General features: G+C 38.9%; 21 protein-coding genes and 1 pseudogene. 10 read left to right on the top strand and 12 right to left on the bottom strand.

What is annotated here, in order from left to right; translation table 11 throughout:
• Positions 1–19: 19 nt before the first annotated feature.
• Together J699_RS0218335 and J699_RS16645 are read right to left on the bottom strand one after the other, a co-directional pair.
• Positions 20–220 carry a hypothetical protein gene (locus J699_RS0218335; protein ID WP_032869174.1) on the bottom strand — a complete coding sequence of 67 codons (201 nt, stop codon included), beginning with the start codon at positions 218–220 and terminating at the stop codon, positions 20–22.
• A gap of 186 nt (positions 221–406) precedes the next feature.
• Positions 407–1,105: an NAD(P)H-dependent oxidoreductase gene (locus J699_RS16645; protein WP_032869175.1), complete on the bottom strand. Its 699-nt coding sequence runs from the start codon at positions 1,103–1,105 to the stop codon at positions 407–409.
• A gap of 128 nt (positions 1,106–1,233) precedes the next feature.
• Between J699_RS16645 and J699_RS16640 the strand changes: the two genes are divergently transcribed.
• From J699_RS16640 to actP, 10 genes and pseudogenes are all read left to right on the top strand, one after another.
• On the top strand, positions 1,234–2,244 hold the full coding sequence (locus tag J699_RS16640; protein WP_032869176.1) for a helix-turn-helix domain-containing protein: 1,011 nt from the start codon (positions 1,234–1,236) through the stop codon (positions 2,242–2,244).
• 183 nt (positions 2,245–2,427) lie between these two features.
• Positions 2,428–3,417, top strand: a complete 990-nt coding sequence (locus tag J699_RS16635; RefSeq protein WP_032869177.1) for a phosphotransferase family protein — start codon at positions 2,428–2,430, stop codon at positions 3,415–3,417.
• Positions 3,414–3,758 carry a hypothetical protein gene (locus J699_RS16630; RefSeq protein ID WP_032882679.1) on the top strand — a complete coding sequence of 115 codons (345 nt, stop codon included), beginning with the start codon at positions 3,414–3,416 and terminating at the stop codon, positions 3,756–3,758. Before J699_RS16635 ends, J699_RS16630 begins: the two co-directional genes overlap by 4 nt.
• Positions 3,751–4,479, top strand: coding sequence for a histidine phosphatase family protein (locus J699_RS16625; protein WP_032869179.1), 729 nt, complete (start codon positions 3,751–3,753; stop codon positions 4,477–4,479). The genes J699_RS16630 and J699_RS16625 overlap by 8 nt, the downstream gene beginning before the upstream one ends.
• Positions 4,476–5,636, top strand: coding sequence for an acyl-CoA dehydrogenase family protein (locus J699_RS16620; protein WP_032869180.1), 1,161 nt, complete (start codon positions 4,476–4,478; stop codon positions 5,634–5,636). The genes J699_RS16625 and J699_RS16620 overlap by 4 nt, the downstream gene beginning before the upstream one ends.
• Before the next feature lie 16 nt (positions 5,637–5,652).
• Positions 5,653–6,420: an SDR family NAD(P)-dependent oxidoreductase gene (locus J699_RS16615; RefSeq protein WP_032869181.1), complete on the top strand. Its 768-nt coding sequence runs from the start codon at positions 5,653–5,655 to the stop codon at positions 6,418–6,420.
• 23 nt (positions 6,421–6,443) lie between these two features.
• Positions 6,444–8,327 (top strand): sigma 54-interacting transcriptional regulator, encoded by a 1,884-nt coding sequence (locus J699_RS16610; protein ID WP_032882681.1) that lies wholly within the window; start codon positions 6,444–6,446, stop codon positions 8,325–8,327.
• A 144-nt stretch (positions 8,328–8,471) separates the two neighbouring features.
• Positions 8,472–10,106 carry a long-chain-fatty-acid--CoA ligase gene (locus J699_RS16605; RefSeq protein ID WP_032869183.1) on the top strand — a complete coding sequence of 545 codons (1,635 nt, stop codon included), beginning with the start codon at positions 8,472–8,474 and terminating at the stop codon, positions 10,104–10,106.
• Between the two features lie 27 nt (positions 10,107–10,133).
• Positions 10,134–10,445: a DUF485 domain-containing protein gene (locus J699_RS16600; protein WP_032869184.1), complete on the top strand. Its 312-nt coding sequence runs from the start codon at positions 10,134–10,136 to the stop codon at positions 10,443–10,445.
• Positions 10,438–12,090, top strand: a pseudogene (gene actP, locus J699_RS16595) (cation/acetate symporter ActP). Before J699_RS16600 ends, actP begins: the two are co-directional and overlap by 8 nt.
• Positions 12,091–12,325: 235 nt before the next feature.
• Here the strand turns inward: actP and J699_RS16590 are convergent.
• The 10 genes from J699_RS16590 to J699_RS16545 all read right to left on the bottom strand — a co-directional run bounded on the left by J699_RS16590 (position 12,326) and on the right by J699_RS16545 (position 24,066).
• Positions 12,326–13,270 (bottom strand): phosphatidate cytidylyltransferase, encoded by a 945-nt coding sequence (locus J699_RS16590; RefSeq protein ID WP_032869186.1) that lies wholly within the window; start codon positions 13,268–13,270, stop codon positions 12,326–12,328.
• Positions 13,267–13,917 carry a lysophospholipid acyltransferase family protein gene (locus J699_RS16585; RefSeq protein WP_032869187.1) on the bottom strand — a complete coding sequence of 217 codons (651 nt, stop codon included), beginning with the start codon at positions 13,915–13,917 and terminating at the stop codon, positions 13,267–13,269. The genes J699_RS16590 and J699_RS16585 overlap by 4 nt, the downstream gene beginning before the upstream one ends.
• A gap of 7 nt (positions 13,918–13,924) precedes the next feature.
• Positions 13,925–14,347 carry a hypothetical protein gene (locus tag J699_RS16580; protein ID WP_032869188.1) on the bottom strand — a complete coding sequence of 141 codons (423 nt, stop codon included), beginning with the start codon at positions 14,345–14,347 and terminating at the stop codon, positions 13,925–13,927.
• Positions 14,344–15,714, bottom strand: a complete 1,371-nt coding sequence (locus J699_RS16575) for a phosphatase PAP2/dual specificity phosphatase family protein (protein ID WP_032869189.1) — start codon at positions 15,712–15,714, stop codon at positions 14,344–14,346. Before J699_RS16575 ends, J699_RS16580 begins: the two co-directional genes overlap by 4 nt.
• 12 nt (positions 15,715–15,726) lie before the next feature.
• Positions 15,727–17,475 (bottom strand): bifunctional alpha/beta hydrolase/class I SAM-dependent methyltransferase, encoded by a 1,749-nt coding sequence (locus J699_RS16570; RefSeq protein ID WP_032869190.1) that lies wholly within the window; start codon positions 17,473–17,475, stop codon positions 15,727–15,729.
• A 10-nt stretch (positions 17,476–17,485) separates the two neighbouring features.
• Positions 17,486–18,121: a CDP-alcohol phosphatidyltransferase family protein gene (locus tag J699_RS16565; protein WP_032869192.1), complete on the bottom strand. Its 636-nt coding sequence runs from the start codon at positions 18,119–18,121 to the stop codon at positions 17,486–17,488.
• Positions 18,122–18,486: 365 nt separating this feature from the next.
• A complete protein-coding gene (locus tag J699_RS16560) occupies positions 18,487–18,723 on the bottom strand; it encodes a VF530 family DNA-binding protein (RefSeq protein WP_003651786.1) in 237 nt (78 codons plus the stop codon).
• 505 nt (positions 18,724–19,228) lie between these two features.
• Positions 19,229–21,397, bottom strand: coding sequence for a TonB-dependent siderophore receptor (locus J699_RS16555; RefSeq protein WP_032869742.1), 2,169 nt, complete (start codon positions 21,395–21,397; stop codon positions 19,229–19,231).
• A 153-nt stretch (positions 21,398–21,550) separates the two neighbouring features.
• Positions 21,551–21,931 (bottom strand): Fur family transcriptional regulator, encoded by a 381-nt coding sequence (locus tag J699_RS16550; RefSeq protein ID WP_009512558.1) that lies wholly within the window; start codon positions 21,929–21,931, stop codon positions 21,551–21,553.
• A 143-nt stretch (positions 21,932–22,074) separates the two neighbouring features.
• On the bottom strand, positions 22,075–24,066 hold the full coding sequence (locus J699_RS16545) for a TonB-dependent receptor plug domain-containing protein (RefSeq protein WP_032869740.1): 1,992 nt from the start codon (positions 24,064–24,066) through the stop codon (positions 22,075–22,077).
• Between the last annotated feature and the right edge of the window lie 309 nt (positions 24,067–24,375).

A 24,375-nucleotide genomic window follows, 5' to 3' on the forward strand; every position in this document is an offset into this window, starting at 1 on the left:
CCTCTTATTGTTTTTATGGTTATGGTGCACAGCGCATCACAGGTTTTTTGGCATCATCAGGTTTCACTGCAACCTGATCGTCATTTGAATCATTACAGGCGGTGAGTGCCAATAGCACGGGAACAATAGCGAGGCAGGAGAGCCATCGTTTCATTTTTTGTAACATCTGCTTCATCCAGAATAAAGATGTCAACACTCTAGGCAGTGCTGATGACAGCATGGTGTCATCCAGATGAAGATTCCTTGACGTTTCATAGTTATATGAATGAGGAAAAGAAGATGGAGCATGTGAATTTAGATGGGGGAAAATCCCCACCCATCTAAAGCGATAGGGATTTGATCAATACTAGCCATATTGATGGACAGTAACTGGCTTTGACTGTCCATAGAGAGCTGAATTTTTGAATTAAAGCGGATGCATCTTGTCATCAAAATTTTCAAGTATTGGAAACTCAAGCGGCTGTAGCGCATCGAGGTGCGACAAATAGCGCTCAAAATCAATTAGCAGTTTTTGTCGGGCTTCGTTGCTGATATAGGGCACGTGATAAGCGATAAAGGGCGGTAACACTTCAAACCCGGCATAAGCCAATGTCCCACGCTGGATCGGTGCAAGATAATGTTCAATCGGCCCGTGAATAGCATTTTCACCAAACATATGCTCACGACCACCTAACGTTAAACACAGCATGGCTTTTTTCCCACGCATACCACCGTGGTTGTAAAAGCGTTTTCCGCCATAAAATAGTCCTGATACAAATACACGGTCAATCCAGCCCTTTAAGATGGCGGGAACGGAAGTCCAGTACAAAGGAAAGCTCAATATCAGCAGGTCTGCACGTTGTACTTTTTCAAGTTCGGTCTGGATATCCGGTGAAAACTGCTGATGCTTGAAGGCATAACGCTGTTCCAAGGCATAATTTAGGTAATCAGGCTGGTTTAAGCTTTCAAAATCATCTTGAGAAGCCACAGGGTTAAAATTCATGGCATACAGGTCAGAAAGTTCAACGTGATGGCCGAGTTTTTCAAATGTTTCCTTTGCTTTATTCTTTAAGGCTGCGGTAAAGGATAAGTTTTCTGGATGGGCATGAACAATCAGTATATTCATTGGTAAGTCACATTCATAAACACATTTTAGATAAATCAACTATGCTGAAAAGCGTAAAACTGGCATAGTTCATAAGCTGCCAATATTTACCATTTCACGCCAATTTATCCTTAAGTCACGGAACAAGAATGAATCCAGAATTACCCGGAAGCTACGTCAACTTATTGATTGATGTCATAGGAAAATGGAATGTTTCACCTCAGCAAATGCTGGCTGGTACAGGCATTCAGGTCCAAAAACTGGATGCGCCATTTTGGTATGTTGACCTGAATATCTTCAATTACTTACTAGAGAAAGCAGCTACATTAACCCGGGAACCTGCAATTAGTTTATACCTTGCCCGAGACATGCGGGTGTCTTGCTATGGCAATGTAGGAATAGCGGCGACCACAGCACATACCTTAGGGGATGCGATCGAGATTTTAGAACAATTTATTGGTTTACATTGCGCCGTTTTTAAACCTCGGCTTAGGATTGACGGGGAGAGGGTGCATTTATATTTTGCTCAGCCTTTATCTCAGGAGCGATTAAATCAACATGCTACTTGTTTTCTGATATTTGGATTTGGACAAATTCTGCAAAATCTGGCTCAAGTTAATCTGGAAATTGATTATAAATTTCAGCAAGACCAGCCTGATTTTTATAAAAGAATCCATCCGGACAAGAACTTGAGCGTAGTGTTTTCTGCTGAAGCGGATTGCCTGACTTTTAAGCAAGAATACTTATATTTACCCCTCAAAACTGCAGATGCCATGCTTGCACGTTTAAGCAGACAACAGTGCCTGCAGGATGCACAGAAACTGGCACAAAAAAGGAGGGATAAGGACCGTCTGGATGCTGTCATTAAAGCCATGATTTATGATGAACATGAGGGCTTTTTATCGATCAAACAAGTTGCAGGGAAACTGCATATTTCAGAAAGATCATTACAACGGCAATTGGGACAGCAGCAAACAACGTTTCAGACGTTATTGGCTGAAGTGCGTAGACAGCAGGCCGAGTATTTATTAAAACAGCCAAAGATCACTATTCAAGAGGTGGCAAATCGTTTGGGCTATGCGGATATTTCTCATTTTTCACGTGCATTTAAACGGTGGACCAATGTGACGCCAAAATTTTATCGGGAAGTAAACAGATAACATTAAATTCTGTTTAGAGGCTAAGCTCTATCGATCAAATAATACTAATTTTTTCTAATATAATTTCAAATATGAAATAGGTTTCATAATTGAAACAATAGTTAATTTTTAAATTATTGAATTTAAATGTAAAAATAATGGCATGTAATTTGCTCCAGTAGGATTAGCTACCAGGAGTAAATAATGAATGCAAATCATATACTGCAATTGAGTGGAATATTGCAGCAGAATCTAGGGCTAATCCCGCATGAAATTCAGTTAAAAAAAATGAGTGGTGGGGCTATCCAAGAAAATTGGCTAGTTCAGTCTGAAGATTTTGCATTAGTACTGCGTAAAAATGCTGAATCTAGTGTAGAGGCTAGTTCAGATCGGGAGCAGGAATTTTTACTTTTAGATCGGTTATATCACTTTGGAATTAAAGTGCCAGAACCACTTTATTTCGAGAAGTCACCTAACTTTTTAAACAGTGATTTCTTCATTATGAAAAAAATCGACGGCGTAACAGAAGGCCATAAACTAGTACGAATTACAGAAGAAGAAAAACGTAAAAAGATTACTCAAGACATTGGTAGGCAACTTGCTTTAATTCATGCCATTCAATCAGATGAAGTATTAGAGAAACTACTTCCTAAGCCAGATAAAGATCAGTATTTGGAAAATAAACTTACAGGTTTTCTAGAACAACTGGATCACTTAAAAAGACAACGTCCAATCCTTGAGTACGCTATTCAATGGATGTTTAACAATCTTCCGAAAGTTGATGATTTGGTACTAGTCCATGGTGATTACCGCATTGGTAACATCATGGTTAATGACGATCAAATTTCAGGAATCTTAGATTGGGAATTTACGCAATGGGGTGATCGGAGAGAAGACCTAGGCTGGTTTACCTCTAAATGTTGGCGTTTTGGACAAGATGAAAATATAGCGGGGGGAATCGGTTCATATAAGGACTTTGCGAAAGCTTACGCTGAAGTTTCCGATATTTATATCCCTGAATTTGAAATGAAGTTTTGGCATGTACTGTCGCATGTTCGATGGGCAATCATTGCGATGCAGCAGTCTGACCGAAACAACGAAATGGATACTCCATCACTCGAATTAGCCCTAACTGAATTTTTAGTTCCCCGCCTTGAGAAAAATATTCTGGAAATATTGAGAGAAAAAGAATGAGCGAGCAAAAAATAATTGACCTGATCAAAGCCAGCCAAGCCGTCATTAAAAATGAGCTTTTACCGCAATCGGGCAGTCAGAAATATAACTTGTTAATGCTCATGAGAAGCTTGGAAATTTTGCAGGCTTATATTTTGCAAAAGGATATTTCTACATTGCATCGTTCAGGCATTGTGCAAGATTATTTTTCTTTTCCAATCAAAGATGTTGATGAGGCAATTCAATTGTTTATTAGCAATATCCGTGAAGGTAAACAATCGGATCAAACATTTGAGATATTAAAAGCTCTTAATTCGGAAGACTTAAAAATTACTGAACCAAAGGCAGCTCAACATGGATAAATATCGGCTACGAATTTATTTAGTTCGGCATGGGCACGTTTCATATTTTGATGCAGATAAGAACCCAATTAATCCTAAGTTTGCACAGTTATCCGAACGAGGAATAGAGCAAATACAACAACTGGCTCATCAATTACAAAATGTTAGTTTTGAAAAAATTTACTCATCTACCATGCCTCGTTCGATTCAGACAGCCGAAATTTTGAAGCGCTATCAAAACGAGCATAAAGACATTCAGTCATTCGATGATATTCGGGAAATAAGAGCAGGACGTTTAAGAGAAATTTCGTTGGATCGTGCTGAACTGGAAATCAAAAAGGCCTATCAGTTCTATAAAAATAATCTTGAACTATTTGTACAAGGCGAAAGTTGGTCGCTCTTTATTACTCGTGTACTGACATGGTTTGAAAACATGATTTTAACAGCAGACAAAGACCAGAACATCCTGATTTCTTCACACGATATTGTAAATCGGATACTCATTAATTGGGTATATGGACATGACTTCAAAGATGTTTATTCGCAGGAACAAGATTATGGCTGCTTAAATATTCTTGATCTAAGGATTGAAAATCAAAAGGTAATAAGCAAACGAATCAAGCTTCAAAATTTCACGCCGTACAATCTGATTAAAAATGAGCTATTTAATAGCGCTATGGATGATGTGTATGAAACTTATATCGCGACTCAAGGCTTTAAATTAAAGGAACTCAGCTCATGATTACACTATCTAATGAATTATTAGAACTACAACAGAAAGTGAGAGAATTTATTCAACAAGAGGTGATTCCATTAGAAAATGATCCTCGTCAAGATAGCCACGGGCCTAGTGAGGCTTTACGCCAAGAGTTAGTGAGTCGCGCGCGTCGTTGGGGGTTGCTAACTCCCCATGCAAGTCAAGAAATGGGAGGGCTTGGATGGTCGCATCTGCAAAAGGCTGTAGCTTTCGAAGAAGCAGGATATTCTGCTTTAGGTCCAATCGCTTTAAATATTCATGCGCCAGATGAAGGAAATATTCATCTTTTAGATGCTGTCGCAAACAATGCACAAAAAGAAAGATGGCTAAGAAAATTGGTAGCTGGAGAAATTAGATCGTGCTTTGCCATGACGGAACCGGCACCCGGAGCTGGCTCGGATCCATCCATGCTTCAAACAACAGCCATTGAAGATGGCGATGACTATATTATTAATGGCCATAAATGGTTAATTACAGGAGCCGATGGAGCGAGTGTTGCGATTATTATGGCAAAAATGCAAGATGGCTCCGCTTCAATGTTTCTAACAGACACCAATGTTGAAGGCTTTATATTAGAAAAAAATATGAATGCTATGGACTCATGCTTTTCAGGTGGCCACGGCATTTTACGCTTTGAGAATTTACGTATACCTAAAGAAAATGTGTTGGGTGAAATTGGTAAAGGCTTTAAATATGCTCAAGTTCGCCTTGCACCAGCACGTTTAACACATTGTATGAGATGGTTGGGGCAAGCAAGGAGAGCACATGATATTGCTACTCAATATGCGCGAGAACGCCAATCTTTTGGTAAGAGATTAGGAGACCACCAAGGCGTTGGTTTTATGCTTGCCGACAATGAAATGGATATTTTAACGACTCGATTAGCCGTTCACTATTGTGCCCAGGTTTTAGACTTGGGTGAGAAAGGAAATTATGAGTCGAGTCTAGTCAAAGTGATCAGCTCTGAAGGTATCTGGCGTGTGGTGGACCGATCAGTTCAGATTTTAGGTGGACAGGCCATGACGGATGAATCAGTGGTTTGCAAGATTTTTAAAGATGCTCGTGGTTTTAGAATTTATGATGGCGCGAATGAAGTTCACCGCATGAGCATAGCCAAAAAACTATTAGGGAAGCAGTTGTAATAGTAGGGATAAGAGAATGAATATTTTTGATGTAAAAGATAAATATATTTTAATTACGGGTGCCTCAAGCGGTTTGGGTCATCATATAGCTGAATTATTTGCAAAAGAAGGCGCCAATATCGTTATTTGTGCCAGACGGTTAGAGCGATTGAAAGAATTAGAATCGTATATAAGCAATCAATTTGGTGTACAAGTTCATACCTTTGCATTAGATGTAAATGACCGTAACGCTGTAAAAGATATGCTTACCGTTCTAGAGGCTGAAGGAATTACAATAGATGTTCTAATCAATAATGCTGGGGTGAGTGATACCAAGCGTTTCTTAGACTATAACGATGAAGATTGGGATAAGATTGTAGATACTAACCTCAAAGCGCCTTGGCAATGTGCACAAGAAGTTGTGCAGCATATGATTAAGGCTGGTCGTAAAGGGTCTATTATCAATATCACATCAATTCTGTCTCAGTCTACCAACCTGGGTGTTAGCCCGTACTGTGCATCGAAGGCTGGCTTACGTCATTTAACAGAAGTTATGGCAGTAGAACTGGCTAGATTTGGTATAAATGTAAATGCCATCGCGCCAGGCTATATGATCACTGAAATTAATGAGGAATATTTAACTGGCGAATCTGGCCAACAGCTTTTAAAGAAAATTCCAACAAGGAAGTTTGTAGAATTTGATGACTTAAATGGACCTTTACTGTTACTTGCTTCGCAAGCAGGTCAAGGCATAACAGGTATCGAAATTAAAGTCGATGGCGGTCATAGCGCTGCGCCTATATAAAACGTTTTTTAATGGAGTAAAAAATGCTTAATCGAAAACCAATTAATATTTTGGTCACCTATATTAAAAAACCTAATATTAATGGTTTTCGATCTTTGGTTGAGCAGGCGATTAGTGAAGTAGAGTCGAATGAAATCGATTTGGTGGAATGCCATATTTCCGATGTGCAAGATGTTGCTCAAAGCTTGGTAGAAAATGGCTGTCAGATTCTTCTATGTACGGGAGCGACCGCGAGTTTTCTACAGAAGAAATTAAATATTGATATTCAGGTCATTCGAACTGGTACTTTTGATGTCATAAAAGCCATATCAAACTTAAAACAATATAAGCGAATTGCTTTGGTGGGTAATACGTCCACAGTCGATCTTGAGAACTACTCTGATATTTTTGCTTTAGATATACAACAGTTTAACTATGATTCATATTTAGATGCCAAGAAAACAATTCATTTAATTAAAAATCAAGGTTTTGATGCGATTATTGGTTCACCTGTTGCAGTAGAGTTAGCTCTGAATGAAAACCTAGTTGGACATTTGGCGATTAGTGTGCCGTCTTTAAAAGACCTACTGCAAAATGCCTTACGTACCCTTGAAAAGATTCGTAGAGAACAGTACTCAACCTTACGTTTAACCGAGATCTTTAATCACTTAAATGAAGGTATTTGTTTTATCACTAAGCAAAAAAAGATTTCTTTAATAAATAACTCAATGAGTTCGTTACTTGAAAAAGACTCTTCAGACGTTTTAAACAAATCAGCACTCGAAATTTTTGAAGGATTAAACTTTGATATCGACCAAGAAAATAGTCATCAACTCGTCCAATTTAAAAATTTAAAACTTGCTGTATATATTTCCAAACTAAAAAATGACTATATAGATGGCTATATCTTAAGAGTGCAGGAACTAAACGCATTAGAGCAGTCTAATAGTCAGTTTAGAAAGGTTTCATCAAAGAATTTTAATACACGGTATACCTTTGATCAGATCTTGACACAAAGCGCTAATTTTCAACAAATTATCAAGTTATCCAAAGCATATGCAAAAACCGATAGTACGATTCTCATTACTGGTGAAAGTGGTACAGGTAAAGAAGTTTTAGCACAAAGTATTCATAACCATAGCAGTCGTTATAAAGCACCATTTGTTGCAATCAACTGTGCATCTTTTCCAGAAAGCTTGTTAGAAAGCGAATTATTTGGTTATGAAGAAGGTGCCTTTACTGGAGCGAAGAAAAATGGGCGTATTGGTCTCATTGAAGCGGCACATACCGGTACGCTTTTTTTAGATGAAATTGGAGATATGCCATTACATCTACAAACTAGATTTTTACGAGTCTTACAAGAAAGACAAATTAACCGCTTAGGCTCAGTGGTAAGTCATCATTTAGATATACGTGTGATTGCTGCAACTCATGCGAACTTAGATGAGTTAGTGCGAAATGGGAGCTTTCGGGCAGATCTTTACTATCGTTTAAATATTTTACGAGTGTATACGCCGTCTTTAAAAGAGCGAAAAGAAGATATCTTGTATTTAGCAAATTCCTTTCTAGAGAAATATAGAAAAACACTGGATGATTTGCCGAATATTTTACAGAAGGCTTTTTTACACTATTCTTGGCCGGGCAATATCCGCGAACTTGAAAATATTGTTGAAAGAATCAATGTGCTGTTACAGCTTGATCATGAAATTTTAACTCCCGAATTTTTAAAGCAACAGTTACCTGAGCTATTTCAATCCCAAAATCAGCCCACGGCGCAACCTTTATTAAAAAAGGTAAAGGTTAATCAAGAGTTGAGTTTAATTGAGCAAACACTTGCAGAAGTAGATGGTGATTTAGACCTTGCTGCACAAAAACTCGGGATTAGCCGGACCACTTTGTGGCGTAGAATGAAACTCATAAATCACTAATTTCAAAAATGAAATTTTTTCAAAAAAGAAAAACAATAAAACTAATTAAGTTGTTGAAAATAACAATAAAATAATTTGGCATCATAGTTGCATTGACTCATATAAGCATCTGAATCAGTTGCTAAATTGTGTGAGGAAATAAGAATGACGAATGGATTAATGATGCATTGTAATTTAAACATTACTTCAATAATGCAGCATGCTTTGACAGTTTACGCAGATCAAGAAATTGTGACTTTGAAAGCAGATGGGATAACTAAACATCGATATACATATAAAGATGCTTTTGAACGTGTAGCTCAGTTTGCCAATGCGCTAGATCGATTAAATATAAGTTCTGATGCTAAAGTCGGGACGATGGCATGGAACTCATATCAGCATTTTGAATTGCACTATGCCATTCCATGTACGGGAAGAATTTACCATACAATTAACCCCAAATTGGCACCTGAACAGCTCATTCAAATTATCAATTCTGCTCAAGATGAAGTACTCATTATTGAACCAGATTGTTTGGCATTGGTTGATTCTATTTATGACAATATAAAGCCAGTCATAAAACATTTTATTGTGCTTGGTGATCCGAATAAAAAACTAAAAGCACAATTTGACTTTGTCTTTTATGAAGAACTCATTGCTCCAGAGCAGTCTCAATATGATTGGCCAGATATCCCTGAAGAACGTGCAAGTGGCCTTTGCTATACATCGGGGACAACAGGTGACCCTAAAGGTGTTCTTTACTCACATCGTAGTACCGTATTGCATGCATTAATACTCGCTATGCCAAATGCGATTGGCTTAACGCATGATAGCTGCATTATGCCTTTGGTTCCTCTTTATCATATTAGCGCTTGGGGAATGCCATTTAATGCGGTTTTATCGGGGGCAAAAATCGTTTGGCCTCACTCATTTGCTGGACAAACCGAGAAAATTTTTAATCTGATCCAATCAGAACACGTCGATATTTCTATGGCTGTTCCGACCATCTGGAATGCTTTTAAAAATTATCTTGAAGACCACCATATTTCATCAGTCAGTTTAAAACGGGCGATATCTGGTGGTTCAGCTGCGCCATATTCGCTGATTGAGTCTTTGAGCCACTATGGAATTTCAGTTGAAAATGCTTGGGGAATGACTGAAACCAGTTCAATGGCAGTCTGTAATCGATTAGACCAAATCAAAAATAATGTCGAAACCCAATCAATTAAATGCGGCAAACCTATCTTCGGCGTTCAAATGAGATTGCGCGATGAGAACCATCAATTGCTTCCTCACAATGGTGTGCATGAAGGCATTTTAGAAGTACGTGGCCATACAATTGCCAAGCAATATATCAATCAACCCAAAGCAGTAGAAGAAGAGGACAAATGGTTTGATACAGGAGATATCGCATGCATAGATGAATATGGATATATGCATATTACAGACCGTGCCAAAGATATGATCAAGTCAGGAGGAGAATGGGTCAGTAGTGTTGAAGTTGAAAATGTAGCGATGGGATATGAAAAAGTTGCAGAAGCCGCTGTTATTGCCGCCAATCATCCAAAATGGGGAGAACGCCCACTTTTAATTTTGGTGCCAAAGTCTCCACAAGAAAAAATTGAACATTCTGAAATTGTCGTTTTTCTATCATCCAAATTACATAAATGGGCCATTCCATCAGCAACCATATTGGTTGAAGAAATACCGCATACACCCACTGGAAAAATCAGTAAAAAAATATTGAGAGAACGTTATCACGACTATTTCACCAATAGTGCTTTTGCTGAATGTAAATAATGATCTACATAAAAAAGGACTTTTTATATGAACTATCCTCAGGAAGCAAATATCGTTTTAGATACGAAATTTAAAAAAATGGTAAAGCAGAGAAATCGATTCGCCGTTTTTCTAAGTTTAATTGTACTCAGCATTTACTTTATTTTTATAGGAACTGCCACCTTTCGCCCTGAATTGCTGGCAATGCCACTAGAGGCAAGCAAAATCACAATGGGTTTACCGATTGCTGCCATTGTCATTGTATTGAGCTGGGTCATAACGGGCTTATATATATTTATTACAAATCAATATTTTGATAAACAAAAAGAAAAATTAAGAAAGGAGTATCATTATGAATAAATATATTGTTTTTATTCTTCTGACTTTACTCAGTCCTGCTGTTTAGGCTGCCCAAACTGAGCCAAGAAATTGGACCGCAATTATCATGTTTGCGTGTGTAGTCGGCCTTTCATTATTTATTACTTTTAAAGCTGCAAAGAAAACAGTATCGAAAGAAGATTTCTATACGGCTGGCAACGCCATTTCAGCTAAGCAAAATGGCTTAGCAATTGCCGGAGACTATATGTCGGCTTCAACCTTACTTGGTATTTCCAGTATGGTTTTCTTCAAAGGCTATGATGGTTTTATCTATGTAACGGGCTTTTTTGTTTGCTGGCCGATTTTAACTTTTTTAATGGCCGAAAGACTAAGAAACCTTGGTAAATATACTTTTGCAGATATTGTTTCGTATCGATTAGATCCGCAGCGCACCCGTATTTTGGCAACGTGTGGTTCACTTATTGTTGTATGTTGCTATTTAATTTTGCAAATGGTGGGTGCTGGTCAGCTTATTAAATTACTGTTTGGTCTAGATTATAAAATTGCCGTCATGCTAGTCGGTTGTCTAATGCTGGTGTATGTCATTTTTGGAGGAATGCTTGCAACCACATGGATACAAATAGTTAAAGCTATTCTTTTGCTATTTGGTGGAACAGTTCTAGTCTTTCTGGCATTTAAAGCATTTGGTTTTAGTTTAAATAATATGGCTGAGGCCGCCGTAAATGCACATAAATTAGGACAAAAGGTCTTAGAACCGGGTCCAATGCTATCCAATCCGATTAATACACTCTCTATGTCTATTGGATTGATCTTTGGTTTAGCAGGTTTACCCCATATTCTGATGCGCTTTTTTACCGTTCCAAATGCTGCCGAAGCGCGCCGTTCAGTCTTTTATGCGTCTGGTTATATTGGTTACTTCTTTATTGTGGTTTGTATTTTAGGGTTGGCTTCCATCGCTATAGTAGGCACTAATCCTCAATATTTTGTAGATGGGCAATTAGGCGGAGATTTAATAGGTGGCAGTAACATGGTTGCGATGCACCTAGCAAAAGCCCTAGGTGGAAATCTATTACTCGGCTTTTTATCTGCTGTAGCATTTGCAACGATTTTAGCTGTGGTGGCTGGCTTGGCACTTGCTGGAGCTTCTGCGATTTCCCATGATTTATTTCAAAAAGTAATTAAAAAAGGTAAGGCAACTGAAAAACAGGAAATGGTTGTATCTCGACTTTCTGTGGTGGTTCTAGGTGTGATTGCCATAGCATGTGGAATCTTATTTGAAAAAATGAACATCGCTTTTTTAATGGGACTTACATTTGGTATTGCTGCTTCCGCCAACTTTCCTGTACTTATTCTTTCTATGTATTGGAAAGATTTAACTACCCGAGGCGCTATATTTGGTGGGTTTGTCGGAATCATTTCGGCAATTACTTTTGTGGTTTTATCACCGACAGTTTGGGTAGGTGTACTAGGTCATGAAAAAGCAATATTCCCATTTGATAATCCAGCTTTGTTTTCAATGCCACTCGCATTTTTGGTGAGTATCGTTGTTTCTTTGACTGATAAAAGTGCAAGAGCCGAGTTAGACAGACAGGGATTTGAATTACAGGTGGTACGTTCCGAGCTTGGTGCTCAACAAGGTTCGTTTGAAAAAATGCCTTTACATTAGAATAAAGAAGCCAGTTGCTCTTTGAATTGAGGTTGAACAACATGCTAAAAAGCATCTGGCTCAACCTCAATTAGAAAAGTTTATTTTAGGATAAAATTGACTACAGAATGTTCTTTAAAGATCATCACCACGACAACTGGGTCCGCAATGAATAACATTTCATACGTTATTGGTAGAGGAGTGTAGAGAGCATCTCGAGTATTCATTTAAACGAAGCTCTCTAGCCAGCGGAATTTTAGCTCCACCAATAGCGTAGAATATGGAAAAAGATCGGTGCAGAGAAACAAATTGAATCGATACGATCTAACATGCCGCCATGACCTTGAATCAATTGTCCCCAATCTTTTACACCCCGGTCACGTTTGATGGCTGACATTACCAGCCCTCCAAAGAATCCAAAAATACATATAATCAAGCCGATCAAAGCTGCTTGCCAGTAATTAAATGGGGTGAGTGATGACATCAATACACCTAGGGCCGTTGCCAGAATGATGCCGCCAATCAGGCCTTCTACGGTTTTTGATGGAGAAAGTGTCGGCGCTACTTTATGTTTTCCAAAAAGTTTGCCACAAACATATTGCAATACGTCAGAAGCTTGAACCACCATAATCAACCAAATCGCCAACCAAATTTTTTCACCTTTAAATTCGGGTAAATCGAGGTTTAACAGGGCAGGGACATGGGAAATACAGAATACGCTTACCATTAAACCCCACTGAATCTTGGCACTCCTTTCCAAAAAGTGTGTGGTATCTTCGAGCTTTAGACTGGCGATGGGAATAAGTAAAAAGACATAAAGCGGAATGAAAATCGAAAATAGTCCGTACCAGTTGGTATAGACCAGATAGTATTGATAAGGAATAACAAAGTAGAACGCGATCAGCAAAGGCAGATAGTCACCACGCCGTGTTGGTAATAAGCTAATAAATTCGCGTAGCGCAAAAAATGAAATGACACCAAACAAGATAATAAAAGCGGTTTTACCCAGTAGTATGGCTACGGCCAAGACAATCAGCATGCTCCACCAGGCATTGATACGGGCATTCAAGTTATCAATCACTGGGGATGGCTTTGTTCCAGCTTTTTGTTTGAGAATAAAGCCAATACTTGAGGCAACGATTAAAATCACGGCAAAGATTGCAAACAGTAGATAGGTTTGTTGTAGGTTGTCCAGACTCATTGATTCTCTGCCTCTTTTAATTTTAATAATTGCTGCTGAGCATGTTTTAAAAACTGCTCTTTATCTGAGAATTGATTGAGCACTAAAGGTTTGCCGAAGATAACCGTAGAAAGTAGGGGTAAAGGAATAAATGCACCTTTGGGCATCACCCGTTTTAGATTGGAAATCCAGACAGGTACGACTTCAATATCGGGGAACTGTTGGCTGAGATGATATAGACCACTTTTAAATTCAAGTAGTTCGATATCATCATTTAAGTTCCGAGTTCCTTCTGGAAAAAAAATAATGGAATAACCTTCTGCCAAGACATCTTTCACCGGCTGTAACGGATCTTGCTGATCACTACGATTACGTTGGATGGTCACACCGGAAAATGTATCTTGGATTAAAAAACGTCTAAATCCATCTTTTAGCCAATAATCAGACGCTGCAATTGGACGAGTTTGTCGACGAATGTGAATTGGCAAGGAAGACCATAATAAAATGAAGTCAATATGACTATTATGGTTAGCATAGTAGATACGTTGTTTAAGTTCAGGCTCACAACCTACCCACAAGCTGCGTGCGCCTGTCAGTAAGCGAGCACCGCGACGGGTAAGAAATGCGATAAAACGAGCAACGGTTTGCGTGATTATATTTTTTTTCATTCAAGCTTCATCTATGCGCTAATTTATAAAAAAGGATAATAAATAGAGAATATTGTATTAAGACAATAGCAACCTGTATTTTCAAGAGTCTTAAGCAACCTTTGAAGCGTTCAGGCCAATCACGTTCTGTTTTACTTGAGGGCACCAATTTCAAATTTAACAGCGATTGATCCAGTTGCTGAGTAAGACTTTCTATCTCCTCAGACCGCTCAATCATATGTTGTACCAGACCGCGATCAAACTCAATCCGAATAAATAGATAATGGTGAAGCGCCAATAAAGCACTAACAAGTAAAAGAGGAATTACGATCTGCATTTTCGAAAATAAAGATAATGCGATGATGGATAAAATAAAAGCTAAATATCCTGATTTTAAGAGACTCTGACTTTGCTTGAGCAATTGGTTAACTACGACAAAATTCATTTTCATTGCAGTCTCTCCTGAGCGAGCAGCTCTTGGAAACGTTTAATTTCAGTAATATGTGTCTCATTTAAAACAATCCAGGGACGCGTTCGTTGAATTAGAGTAATGGCTTCATCAACTCCAGAGACATAGTTTTGCTGTAATAACCATGCAATCAATACACTACAACTACGTGAATAGCCAAGCGCACAAAAGATCAGAACTTTATGTGTTCGATTGGTTTGTATCAAAGGTTGCACAAAACGGTCAAATGCTTCTGCGGCTAACAGCAATTGCGTGCTCTGCATAGGGATTAAATCTAAGCTATTCAATTTTTCATAGGGTTGTACATGCTGATTTACCGCCAATTCAGCACAGCAGTCAAATAAAGTATCGTATTGTCTTGTGTGTTTCGCAGATGGGATACGACCAAGATAAACCTCTACGCCGTTGAGTTGCAGAACCAGAGAGTCTTGTGGGTGACGACGAGTCCACAATCGACTATTCAACCATGCAAATAGAAAATAGGGTGCCAATAACAACCATGAGGCAACCGTCATTTGACCGTTTCGTTGTTTTTGAAAAATATGAGGCCGAACTGTGAAATAGGCCAGGGCTACCAAGAACAGGGAAATGGCTGGATATAACATCCATAACCAAATACCTTTAAATAAAAATGCAGGTATAATACACAGCAAGGCACCGATTAGATAAAAAGTACCTAATTTTAAGTGTTTCGGTGTAAATTGCTGTACAGGATCTTTCTGATAAGGTGCTTTCACTGAGAGTGGAAATAGCCATAAACATAGCGACCCAGCCAATAAACCCAAAGGTATATCAATAAAATGATGCTGCCATGTGGTTAAGACGGATAGTCCGATCAACAACGACCAAATATGAACTAACCAACGATATTTCGGATTGATATGACGACGATAAAAATCCCACAGAATAACCAGTAAGACGATATGCAATGATGGCGCTTGGTTAAAGGGTTTATCAAAACCCATCAGCACCTCGAACCACAATCCAAAAAAACCCTGTAACTCCGCACGATCAAAACTGAATCTTAAGGGGTAAATTAAAAAGCAGCTGATAGAAATAACCTGAGCTGTAAATAGCCTAAGCAGATGTTGTCTTAATTCAAATTTATTCCAGCACAATAGCAAAGATAAGCCATAAAAAAGGTCAATCGACCAATAAGGCACAATCGTCCAGGCCCAAAGAGGAATATGATGCTCCCATGAAAAAACAATACTTGGAACATCGTTTAGGCTGGATGCATATTGATTTGCAAAACCATAGGTTAAAAAGAAAAATGGGGCTAAAAAGACTAAGCAGAGTAGTCCCCATTTCCATGTACCTGATTGGCGGTCTAAAATATTATTTTGCATAAAAGTCTTTATTTAAATTTTTTGAGCAACCGAAACTGTAAAAATTCCAAATTCATCAATACATTGGTCTACTTTTTTAAAGCCCGCCTGTTCAACCAGTGCATCCATTTCAGCTTGTGAGCGTAAACGCATGACCCAGGCATCACCTTGACGATGCGAGGTGAGAGCACGTGCAATAAACTCTTGTTGTGGGTGCCAGATTTGCCCCGTGTAAATCAGGAAACCACCTTGTAACATGGCCTGATGAATACCTGAGAGTGATTGTCTTAATAAGTCATTATCACTAAACAGCTCATAAAGCCCAGATACAATGACTAAATTTGGCTTGGGCTTAACTTTGGCCAATGATGCAGTATCAAACGCATCGCCTAATTCAAATTGAGCAATATTGTCCAGTTTCCTTTCTTGAATCAATGCTGTGCCTGATTCGACATTTAACTCACTATAATCTCGCAATAATACCGATTTAGGTGGCGTTGCGAGTTCACTGACTGCATCTAAAATATATCGGCCATGACCGGCAGCAATATCCAGAATTCGCACATCCTTACGTTGTTTAGTCAAAATTTTTGCATATTTTGCCAATAACTGCTCAATATGCTGTTTACGCACGCGGATACCACGCCAACCAATAGCATTCAAATACTGCTGGTCAATGATATTGCCCAGAATATTCTTGCTTTCACCCTGATTTCGATAGACAAAGTCTAAAGTGCTGCCGGAGTCATAACCCGTATCTTCGCCAATCTTCAGTCCATGTGAGAATTTACTGCCGAGTTTTAAATTACGTTTGGTTAAGTTCCAGAACAAACTCTTGATTGAAGAAGCGGGCAGTGGACTACTGAGTTGCTCGGCAGTTGCACAGCTTGAACCGATTTTATCGGCATTGAGTACATCAGGAGCCTGATAATCTTCTGAAAAACTTTGCAAAATAAAACGGCGGATTTTTTCGATTGCAATATGACGATCTTTTTCACCTAAGGTATCGTGATAAAAACCTTCCAGAATATGAAACTCTTTACGAGGGTGAGGAAGTTTTTCATAAAATTGTTGTTGTGGCTTACGGAATACGACAAAGTCTGATCCGGAACATAAAACTTGAGTGGGAACAAAGATATTTTGTGCGTCATTTACGATACGTTGCGATGCTGCATATAAGCCTAAAAGCATTCGTACAGAAATGGCTTTGGCGATCTGCGGATCTGTATCGTAGGTTTTTGCACGCTCAATATCATGCGTTAACATGTTCGCTTTTACATAACTGGTAATAAAGAAATTACCTTTAAGTTTGCTTAAGACAGATAAACCTGTTTTTGCAAATGGTACATAGAGTTTAATGTCAAATGCAGGTGAAGCGAGACATAAAGCTCTGATTTTTGGCGCATAATCATGCACCCATGTTGCGGCCAAAACAGCCCCAACGCTTTGACCAATAACAGCAATATTGGTGGATTTAATTTTATAAGTAGCTTCAATGTGTTGTACAAAATATTGAATATCTTTCACACATGCAGAGAAACTCGGTGCATCACCACGTAAACCAGGTGAGTCTCCATGTCCGCGTGCATCCCATGCAAAGAAATCAAACTCTGGCAAATTAAGCTCTTTGACTAAATGTGCCATACGTCCCGAATGTTCATGGCCGCGATGGAATAAGATAATTGCTTTTTTAGTGTCATGTTTTATAGCAGCAGGCCAATATTGATAAGCTAATTGGTTATCATCATGAGTAGTAAATACATGTTTTTGTGAGACTTGCATCTGATTTTCCTTAGATTTTAATACTATTTTTAATCCGGTTATAAATTGTCAAAATCAACAGTACTGCAATAAAAAGAAGTATTCCATTGCAGAAATAAATTATTGAATTTAAATAGTTATTTTCTTTTAAATACGAACTGAAACTGACACATAGTGCAATTAAACTAAACCAAAATGCACGGTCACTTTTACCCATAGGGCCATCATAACGGCGTTCCTGACCAATTAAAGGTGCCATAACACCCGCATATTCACTCAGAATCGCCAGAAATACAACCAGTCCCAATAGGAAGGAATTAATAAAGGCTAAGCCCAAAAAACATAGGTAAAGTGCTGAATCTGAGATGACATCGCAGATTTCATTTAAATAAGCGCCAAGTTTTGTTTGTTGATTAAACTCACGTGCGAGCATGCCATCAATGGCATTAAATCCCATACGAAGGAGCATCCATACTGGAAATAACAAAAACAGGATTACAGGCTGGTGGTTGATAGACACATAGTATAAAGCGATTGCTAGCATTACAGAGATGAACATCGCTGAAAGGGTAATTTGATTGGCTGTAATTTTTTTTAAATAAAGCCATTTCACAAATGGACGAAGTAGGTTTTGAAATGCAGGTTTAAGTTGGTAAATTGAAGGCATTTTTATTAATTTAGACATATTTATATAATGAAAACATTGTGTTTAATATTTAAGATTATGTCAACAAACATTGTAATCTAAGACCAAAAGGTAATTATAAAAGTGTTTAGATATCAGTTTGTTGAATTAATTCTACTGCACTTATATCCACCTGAAATCTAGTTCAAAATTTAATTTATGTTTAATAAACAACAAATTTAATTACTTAGAGCATTAAAATTATAACTTATAAAATATTTGGTTCAGGAACCTAGCTATGAATACATATTTTCCTACTAAAAAGATCTTAAGAATAGACAAAATTTTTCTAGGAGAGTGGTGGCAGTCCACCACTCATTAAAATGCTAAAGTTAGGGTTTTGATAGCTACGATTTCTGCTTGGCTTTTTGGCGTAAGACATACAAATATAAGCTTTCTACTTTTTCACGCGCCCATGGTGTGGTACGCAAGAATCGTAATGATGACTTAACACTTGGATCTATACAAAAACATCTAATTTCAATTTTACGACTTAAGCCTTCAAAGCCACCGTAATAATCCAATAACTCATCCAAAATATCAGCAAGTTTTTTGCCGTGTAGAGGGTCATTGGAGGCATTCATAATAGATCAACTAAATTTGGGGAGATCATCATTATAACCTGAGCTAGTTGAAAAATGAGAGGGTTAGCATTTAAGCGTAATTAACATAGAAAATTACAGCTTATCTTCCTATTGATGTGTGCTGAAATAGCAGGAGACATTTATTTGGGCGATTCTAGACAGCCGACTTGTAAAAATCTTCTGCCATTTGATTTAGTGTCTTATCTAGACCTTTCTTTTTATGGAATGAGAACTCGAGCTCAGCAACGTGAATTATGATCGTAGAGATTCATGTTGCTGAGCTGTAGCTACGAACAGGTTGTGGTAGCTACAGTCTTAGATATTCTATTTAACATAATATACATTATGCGAAATAATATTGATTTATTAAGACCACGACTTGTTCCTCACCGAACACTAGTTTTGCAGCTTTTAATGTTCTTATACGAATCTAAATAAAACGGCGTAAACTCTAAATCATTTAAGTTTACACCGTGATGTATCTTTCTAGCTTTTCTATCTCAAGTTAAAAATTAATATTCCATGACAGCTGTGCTGTACGTGGCGCACCTAGGAATAAATAATCATCCCCAAGAAAATTGCCTACATCGCGCCAGTATTTTTTATTGAATATATTGTCTACATTCAATCTCAGTGTGTTGTCATAACCATAGGCATGAAAATTATACGCTGCACCGGCATCAAATACGCTATAACCTGACACCTTCACTGTACCGGTTTTATTGGCATACTTACTGCTGCTGTACTGCATACCTGCCAATAAACGTAATCCATCAATTTGCGACACTTGATACGATAAATGGCTGGCAAAACGTACATTTGGTACATTTTGAGTCTGATGTCCTTTATATTCAGCCACTTGAACATCTGTGAGTCGTGAACGTGTCAATGCCAGACTTGAGGTAATATCCAGATTATCACTTAAACGGCCTTGCAAGCCGAGTTCCAATCCCAGGTTGTGCTGTTCACCTTCAGCCACATAGTTATTGGCAGCATTGATATATTGATTGTCCTGTTTTAAATCAAATATTGCTGCGGTAAAAAGTAAATCCTGCCATTGTTGTTTAATACCCAGTTCATATTGAGCTGAATGGATTGGCGCTAGCGTTACAGATGTATTGGCGGCAGATGCTGGCGCTTGGCCGCCATCACTTAAACCTTTGGCATAAGACGCATAAACATGTGTATCTTCCCAAGGCTGATACATCACTGCAACTTGCGGCAAGAAACGGTTAAAATCGGTCTCCCGAATGCGCGAACCATCTGCTTTGTAGGCATTTTCATCTAAATGTAGCAGTTTTCCACCAGCTAAAACTGACCAGGCTGTATTAAAATCAATCTGATCGATCAGCGTTAATGCAGTTTGCTGGCTTTTTAATGACTTATAATGGTTGGCTAAAGTTTTTTCAGATGGAATATAGTCTTTAGTATCTTCATAAATATTTCCAGATGCTTCTGGGGCTTGGAAAATAGCATCATATTGCGAATGACGTTTAGCTGTGTGTGACAATTCTGCACTGAGGTTGTGTAGCCATGCACCGGTCTTAAATTTACCGTTTATGCCTGCCTTAAATTGATTAGTGAGATAGCTGTCATCCGGGTTGCGAAAGTCATAAATATCGTAATTACCATTCGGGTCAAAACTATTACCTTGCGTCTGACAAGTTTCACTATAACAACCCCAGGCAAAGGATGAATAATCATCGACCACCACACGGCTTTGTGAAGCACTTAAATACGATGTCCAGCTGTCATTGATTTGATAAGTATATTTTAATCCGGTATTTAAGCTGTCACTGCTTATAGGTTTACTCCAGCTTTGATAACCCAGTAAACGATCCCATTTCACACCATTGGGTACGGCGTTGCCACCCAATAATTGATAACCTGGTACAGAACGCTGACGCTGATGCTGTGATTCAAGATCAAATTCGAGCTTGGAACGATCAGAGATGTTCCAGTCTAAAGCGACGGAGCCCAATAAACGACGCCCATTGGCATGTTCAATATAAGGATGAATTTCTTCACTGGCCAGATTAATCCGGTAGCCCCATTGTTGCTGTTCACCCAACAGCCCACCCAGATCTGTTGCGATACGATAGCCCCCTTCACTATCTGCGCCCACGGTCACTGACTGTATATCTTTAGGGCGTTTAGTGACGTAATTGACCACACCACCGGGTGTTGACATGCCACTTTGAATCGCACTGATTCCTTTGAGGATTTCGACCTGTTGTTTATTTTCAAGCGCTACATTCTGCTCACCGCGAATCACATTGCCATTGAGCAAATAACTTGAACCCAGATTCAGGGCAAAACCACGCATCACAAAGTTTGGATAATAGCCAATCGGTGCATAGCCGTCCCCTACTGCTGCATCATTCTTTACCACATCGGTGAGTGTTTTTGCATGTTGATCTGCAATACGTTCAGCCGTAATGGTACTGATTGATGCAGGTATTTCAGCCAGATGATGTTGATTAAAACCGGTTAAGTTGACTTTTGGCTGATAATACGCATTTTCTACGGCCTGAGCATTGACTGTAATGGTGGCAAGCCGAGTGGCTTCACTTTCAGTTTCGGCCTGTGCCACTGTGGAAATCAGTCCTAGACACGAAAATGAGCCAACTGCCAGTAACGCTGTTTGTAAACGAGAAAATGGAAAGGTTTTCACAGTATTTGCCGAGTCCTAAAAATTAATTTTACAGTCCGAATTTGCGGCACGAGTATTCACAATTTCTTTCGATTGGACAAGCATATTTTCCATCTATCTACGACTTTTTCATATTTAGCCGACAAATTGAATTTAACTAGCGATCCAAAGGTCTTATTTATACAAAATCAGTTCTGCCGTTGAAAATTCATCTCCAAGTTTGTCCATGATTTGCTCAAGCAAAGTGTTGATTTCAGGATTACTGTAGGGATGCATATTTCCATTAATGGTTTCTCGCACATTACAATTGATTCTATGTTTAAGTAGCTTATAGATACTTTTATTGCGACCGAACAGGATTCGTTGAATCAGGTGATGCTTTTCCAGATCAGACAGGACTCTGTAAATGGTGCCTATTTTGAGACCACTCTGTTTATTGGCAATCATATAGATATCATCTGCGGTAAGACCGTTATGTTGCGCAAGGACTTCGAGTACAGAAACTCGGGCAACGGTTGGTGTTAAGCCTTTATTGATTAATAATTTTGCGTACATAAGAAACCTGTCAATTAAAATAATAACAACAATATTTTTTATAAAAATAAACAACTTGGGATTAAGTAAATGTTTAAAAATCGAAGTGAATAATGCCTTGAAAATGATTTCTCAAGGCATCTTGTAACGGTTAATATTCAAAATTAGAAGGTATAGGTCACACCAACATAATAGTTACGTCCCAGTTCTTTTTCATTGAATTTAATTCCCGCATCTTTACCCTTTTCTTCCAGATCGACATCGGTCAGGTTACGGATACCTGCTCGTACAGTCACTGCGGGATCTACTTTGGCTGAGAGACCAAGATTGACCAAGGTATAATCAGGTAATTTTTTCTGGTTAATGACCTGATCACCGATATAACTTGCACCCGCAGTTAGAGTTAACCATTCAAGCGGTTTTAAATTAAGATTGGTGTTGGCTTGCAGACGTGGACGTTCATCCAGGCGTTTATCTGTTTCACTGTTTTTAGCATCAAGATAAGTAGCATTGGCATCAACAGAAAGTATAGGCAATAAATCTGCTTGGGCTGCCAGCTCTATCCCTTTGATTTTGACCCGGCCTAAATTCACCCAGGCAGCGCCCGTGGGGCTGGATTCACCATTCGGATCAACGCTATAGCGAATATCCCGACTAATCATATCCTTAATTTTATTCTGGAATACAGTGACACTACCGTTCCAGCTTGCTTTACGGATGGATGCACTCATTTCATAGTTGTCGCTGGTTTCTGGCTCGAGGTTAGGATTGCCCCATAAGGTACACCCGCCGCCACAACTGACAATGCCATAATCTTTGGTCATTTGTGCCAGAGACGGCGCCTTAAAGGCTTGCCCATAGCCTCCCTTAAGCACAATATCATGTGATAATTGATAAACCAGATAGGCTTTTGGGCTGAAATGCTGACCAAACACCTCATGATCATCATAACGGCCAGACAAGGATAAGGTCAGCGGATCGGTGATATGAATGTCATCCTGTACAAACACCGAAGATGTGCCAACTGAAGCCTTACCCGAGTTTTGATAGCTTACGCCGTCTTTGACTTCCTGATGATTGTATTCAACACCCGCAACAATGCCGTGAAGACTGACATCAAAATTACTATAGGCACGCAAGTTGGTATTATTTTCTTTTAAAGTACGATGTTTGGGTTCATCAAAGTCTGAATCATAGTCTTTAATTTCACTATTTTCCTGTTGCGCTGAAACGGTGGTTTTCCCCCAGCTCCAGTCACCACGATGTGTTAGGCCAACGGAATGGCGTTCAATCTCCTGACTGGCAAAGCCCTCATTTAAATGACCAGTAGCGGGATAGTACTGATAATCCGTCTGACCATACGGACGTTTATCCTTGTTATATCCTAAGTCAAGATCAAGATCTTGCTGATCATTGAGCTCATAGCTCAGGGTTGAGCGTAAGTTCTGGGTTTTCTTGCCTTCAATATAATAGGCTGGCGTGACTTGTTTGCCTTGTGAGAACCAGGCATCACGGTCATATTGCTCTGCTGAAACCGATAAACCCAATTTGTCGGTCAATGCACCAGATGCAGAGGCGCCCAAGCGATATTGCTGCTTTCCTGTACCGCGATCGACCAGATGATATTCAGCATTGATTGCCCCTTGCCACTCATCCGTTGGTTTTTTGGTAATGATGTTAATTACACCGCCAATCGCATCCGAACCATAGAGCGCAGACATTGGACCTCGAATCACTTCTACCCGCTCAATACTGGACAATGGAATCGAGCTAATATCCAGATCGGCATCGCGCCATAAGGCACCTGTAGAAGAAATACGTTTGCCATTGACCAGAGTCAAGGTATATACCCCGTTTGATTCACGTACCCCACGGATGGTCAGTTTCTCGCGGCCCCCGCCATTATAATTTTGTACCCCGACGGTTTTACCCAAGACTTCCGCCAGACTATTTGCCGCGGATTGTTCGATCTGTTGTTTACTGACCACTGTGATTGAAGCGGGCGCCGTATCAGGGCTCTCCTCTGCCAGACTGGCAGTGACTACGATCGTGGGTAAGCTTGTGTCTGCTTGCTCGGTCTGATGCTGTTCTGCCCATACTGCAAACGGCGTCAAGGCTGCAATTGCAAGCACTAATTTGTTCTTTACCAAGACCATGTTGTCGCATTCTCCTTATTAATAACAATTTTCATTTGTTAGTTGTTATCATTTATAAAGTTTGCGCATCATAGCCATTTATTAATCATCATTCAATAGTTGAAATTAATAATCATTCTTATTTATAGCTTTGTTTATCATTGATCATTTAAATCGTGGAATCTTCCCTATCGTTTACCTTGTGTTTTAGTCGGCAAAAATAATGCTCTTGCGTTTTTTTATTTATCCGCTTGTTTTTTATGGGCATGGTGGTTTTTATACTGTGTTCTTAGCTTGGCTCCAGTGTATCGCACTGCTAAATATGCAGTT

Source organism: Acinetobacter sp. 1000160, from assembly GCF_000588715.1.
Taxonomy (GTDB): domain Bacteria; phylum Pseudomonadota; class Gammaproteobacteria; order Pseudomonadales; family Moraxellaceae; genus Acinetobacter; species Acinetobacter courvalinii.

Coding starts and splice junctions, on each gene's coding strand:
- J699_RS16590 (WP_032869186.1), bottom strand. CDS start 13,270: ATGAGTCTGGACAACCTACAACAAACCTATCTACTGTTTGCAATCTTT.
- J699_RS16605 (WP_032869183.1), top strand. CDS start 8,472: ATGACGAATGGATTAATGATGCATTGTAATTTAAACATTACTTCAATA.
- J699_RS0218335 (WP_032869174.1), bottom strand. CDS start 220: ATGCTGTCATCAGCACTGCCTAGAGTGTTGACATCTTTATTCTGGATG.
- J699_RS16630 (WP_032882679.1), top strand. CDS start 3,414: ATGAGCGAGCAAAAAATAATTGACCTGATCAAAGCCAGCCAAGCCGTC.
- J699_RS16550 (WP_009512558.1), bottom strand. CDS start 21,931: ATGTACGCAAAATTATTAATCAATAAAGGCTTAACACCAACCGTTGCC.
- J699_RS16575 (WP_032869189.1), bottom strand. CDS start 15,714: ATGCAAAATAATATTTTAGACCGCCAATCAGGTACATGGAAATGGGGA.
- J699_RS16640 (WP_032869176.1), top strand. CDS start 1,234: ATGAATCCAGAATTACCCGGAAGCTACGTCAACTTATTGATTGATGTC.
- J699_RS16570 (WP_032869190.1), bottom strand. CDS start 17,475: ATGCAAGTCTCACAAAAACATGTATTTACTACTCATGATGATAACCAA.
- J699_RS16565 (WP_032869192.1), bottom strand. CDS start 18,121: ATGCCTTCAATTTACCAACTTAAACCTGCATTTCAAAACCTACTTCGT.
- J699_RS16560 (WP_003651786.1), bottom strand. CDS start 18,723: ATGAATGCCTCCAATGACCCTCTACACGGCAAAAAACTTGCTGATATT.
- J699_RS16610 (WP_032882681.1), top strand. CDS start 6,444: ATGCTTAATCGAAAACCAATTAATATTTTGGTCACCTATATTAAAAAA.
- J699_RS16635 (WP_032869177.1), top strand. CDS start 2,428: ATGAATGCAAATCATATACTGCAATTGAGTGGAATATTGCAGCAGAAT.
- J699_RS16545 (WP_032869740.1), bottom strand. CDS start 24,066: ATGGTCTTGGTAAAGAACAAATTAGTGCTTGCAATTGCAGCCTTGACG.
- J699_RS16600 (WP_032869184.1), top strand. CDS start 10,134: ATGAACTATCCTCAGGAAGCAAATATCGTTTTAGATACGAAATTTAAA.
- J699_RS16645 (WP_032869175.1), bottom strand. CDS start 1,105: ATGAATATACTGATTGTTCATGCCCATCCAGAAAACTTATCCTTTACC.
- J699_RS16585 (WP_032869187.1), bottom strand. CDS start 13,917: ATGAAAAAAAATATAATCACGCAAACCGTTGCTCGTTTTATCGCATTT.
- J699_RS16625 (WP_032869179.1), top strand. CDS start 3,751: ATGGATAAATATCGGCTACGAATTTATTTAGTTCGGCATGGGCACGTT.
- J699_RS16620 (WP_032869180.1), top strand. CDS start 4,476: ATGATTACACTATCTAATGAATTATTAGAACTACAACAGAAAGTGAGA.
- J699_RS16615 (WP_032869181.1), top strand. CDS start 5,653: ATGAATATTTTTGATGTAAAAGATAAATATATTTTAATTACGGGTGCC.
- J699_RS16580 (WP_032869188.1), bottom strand. CDS start 14,347: ATGAAAATGAATTTTGTCGTAGTTAACCAATTGCTCAAGCAAAGTCAG.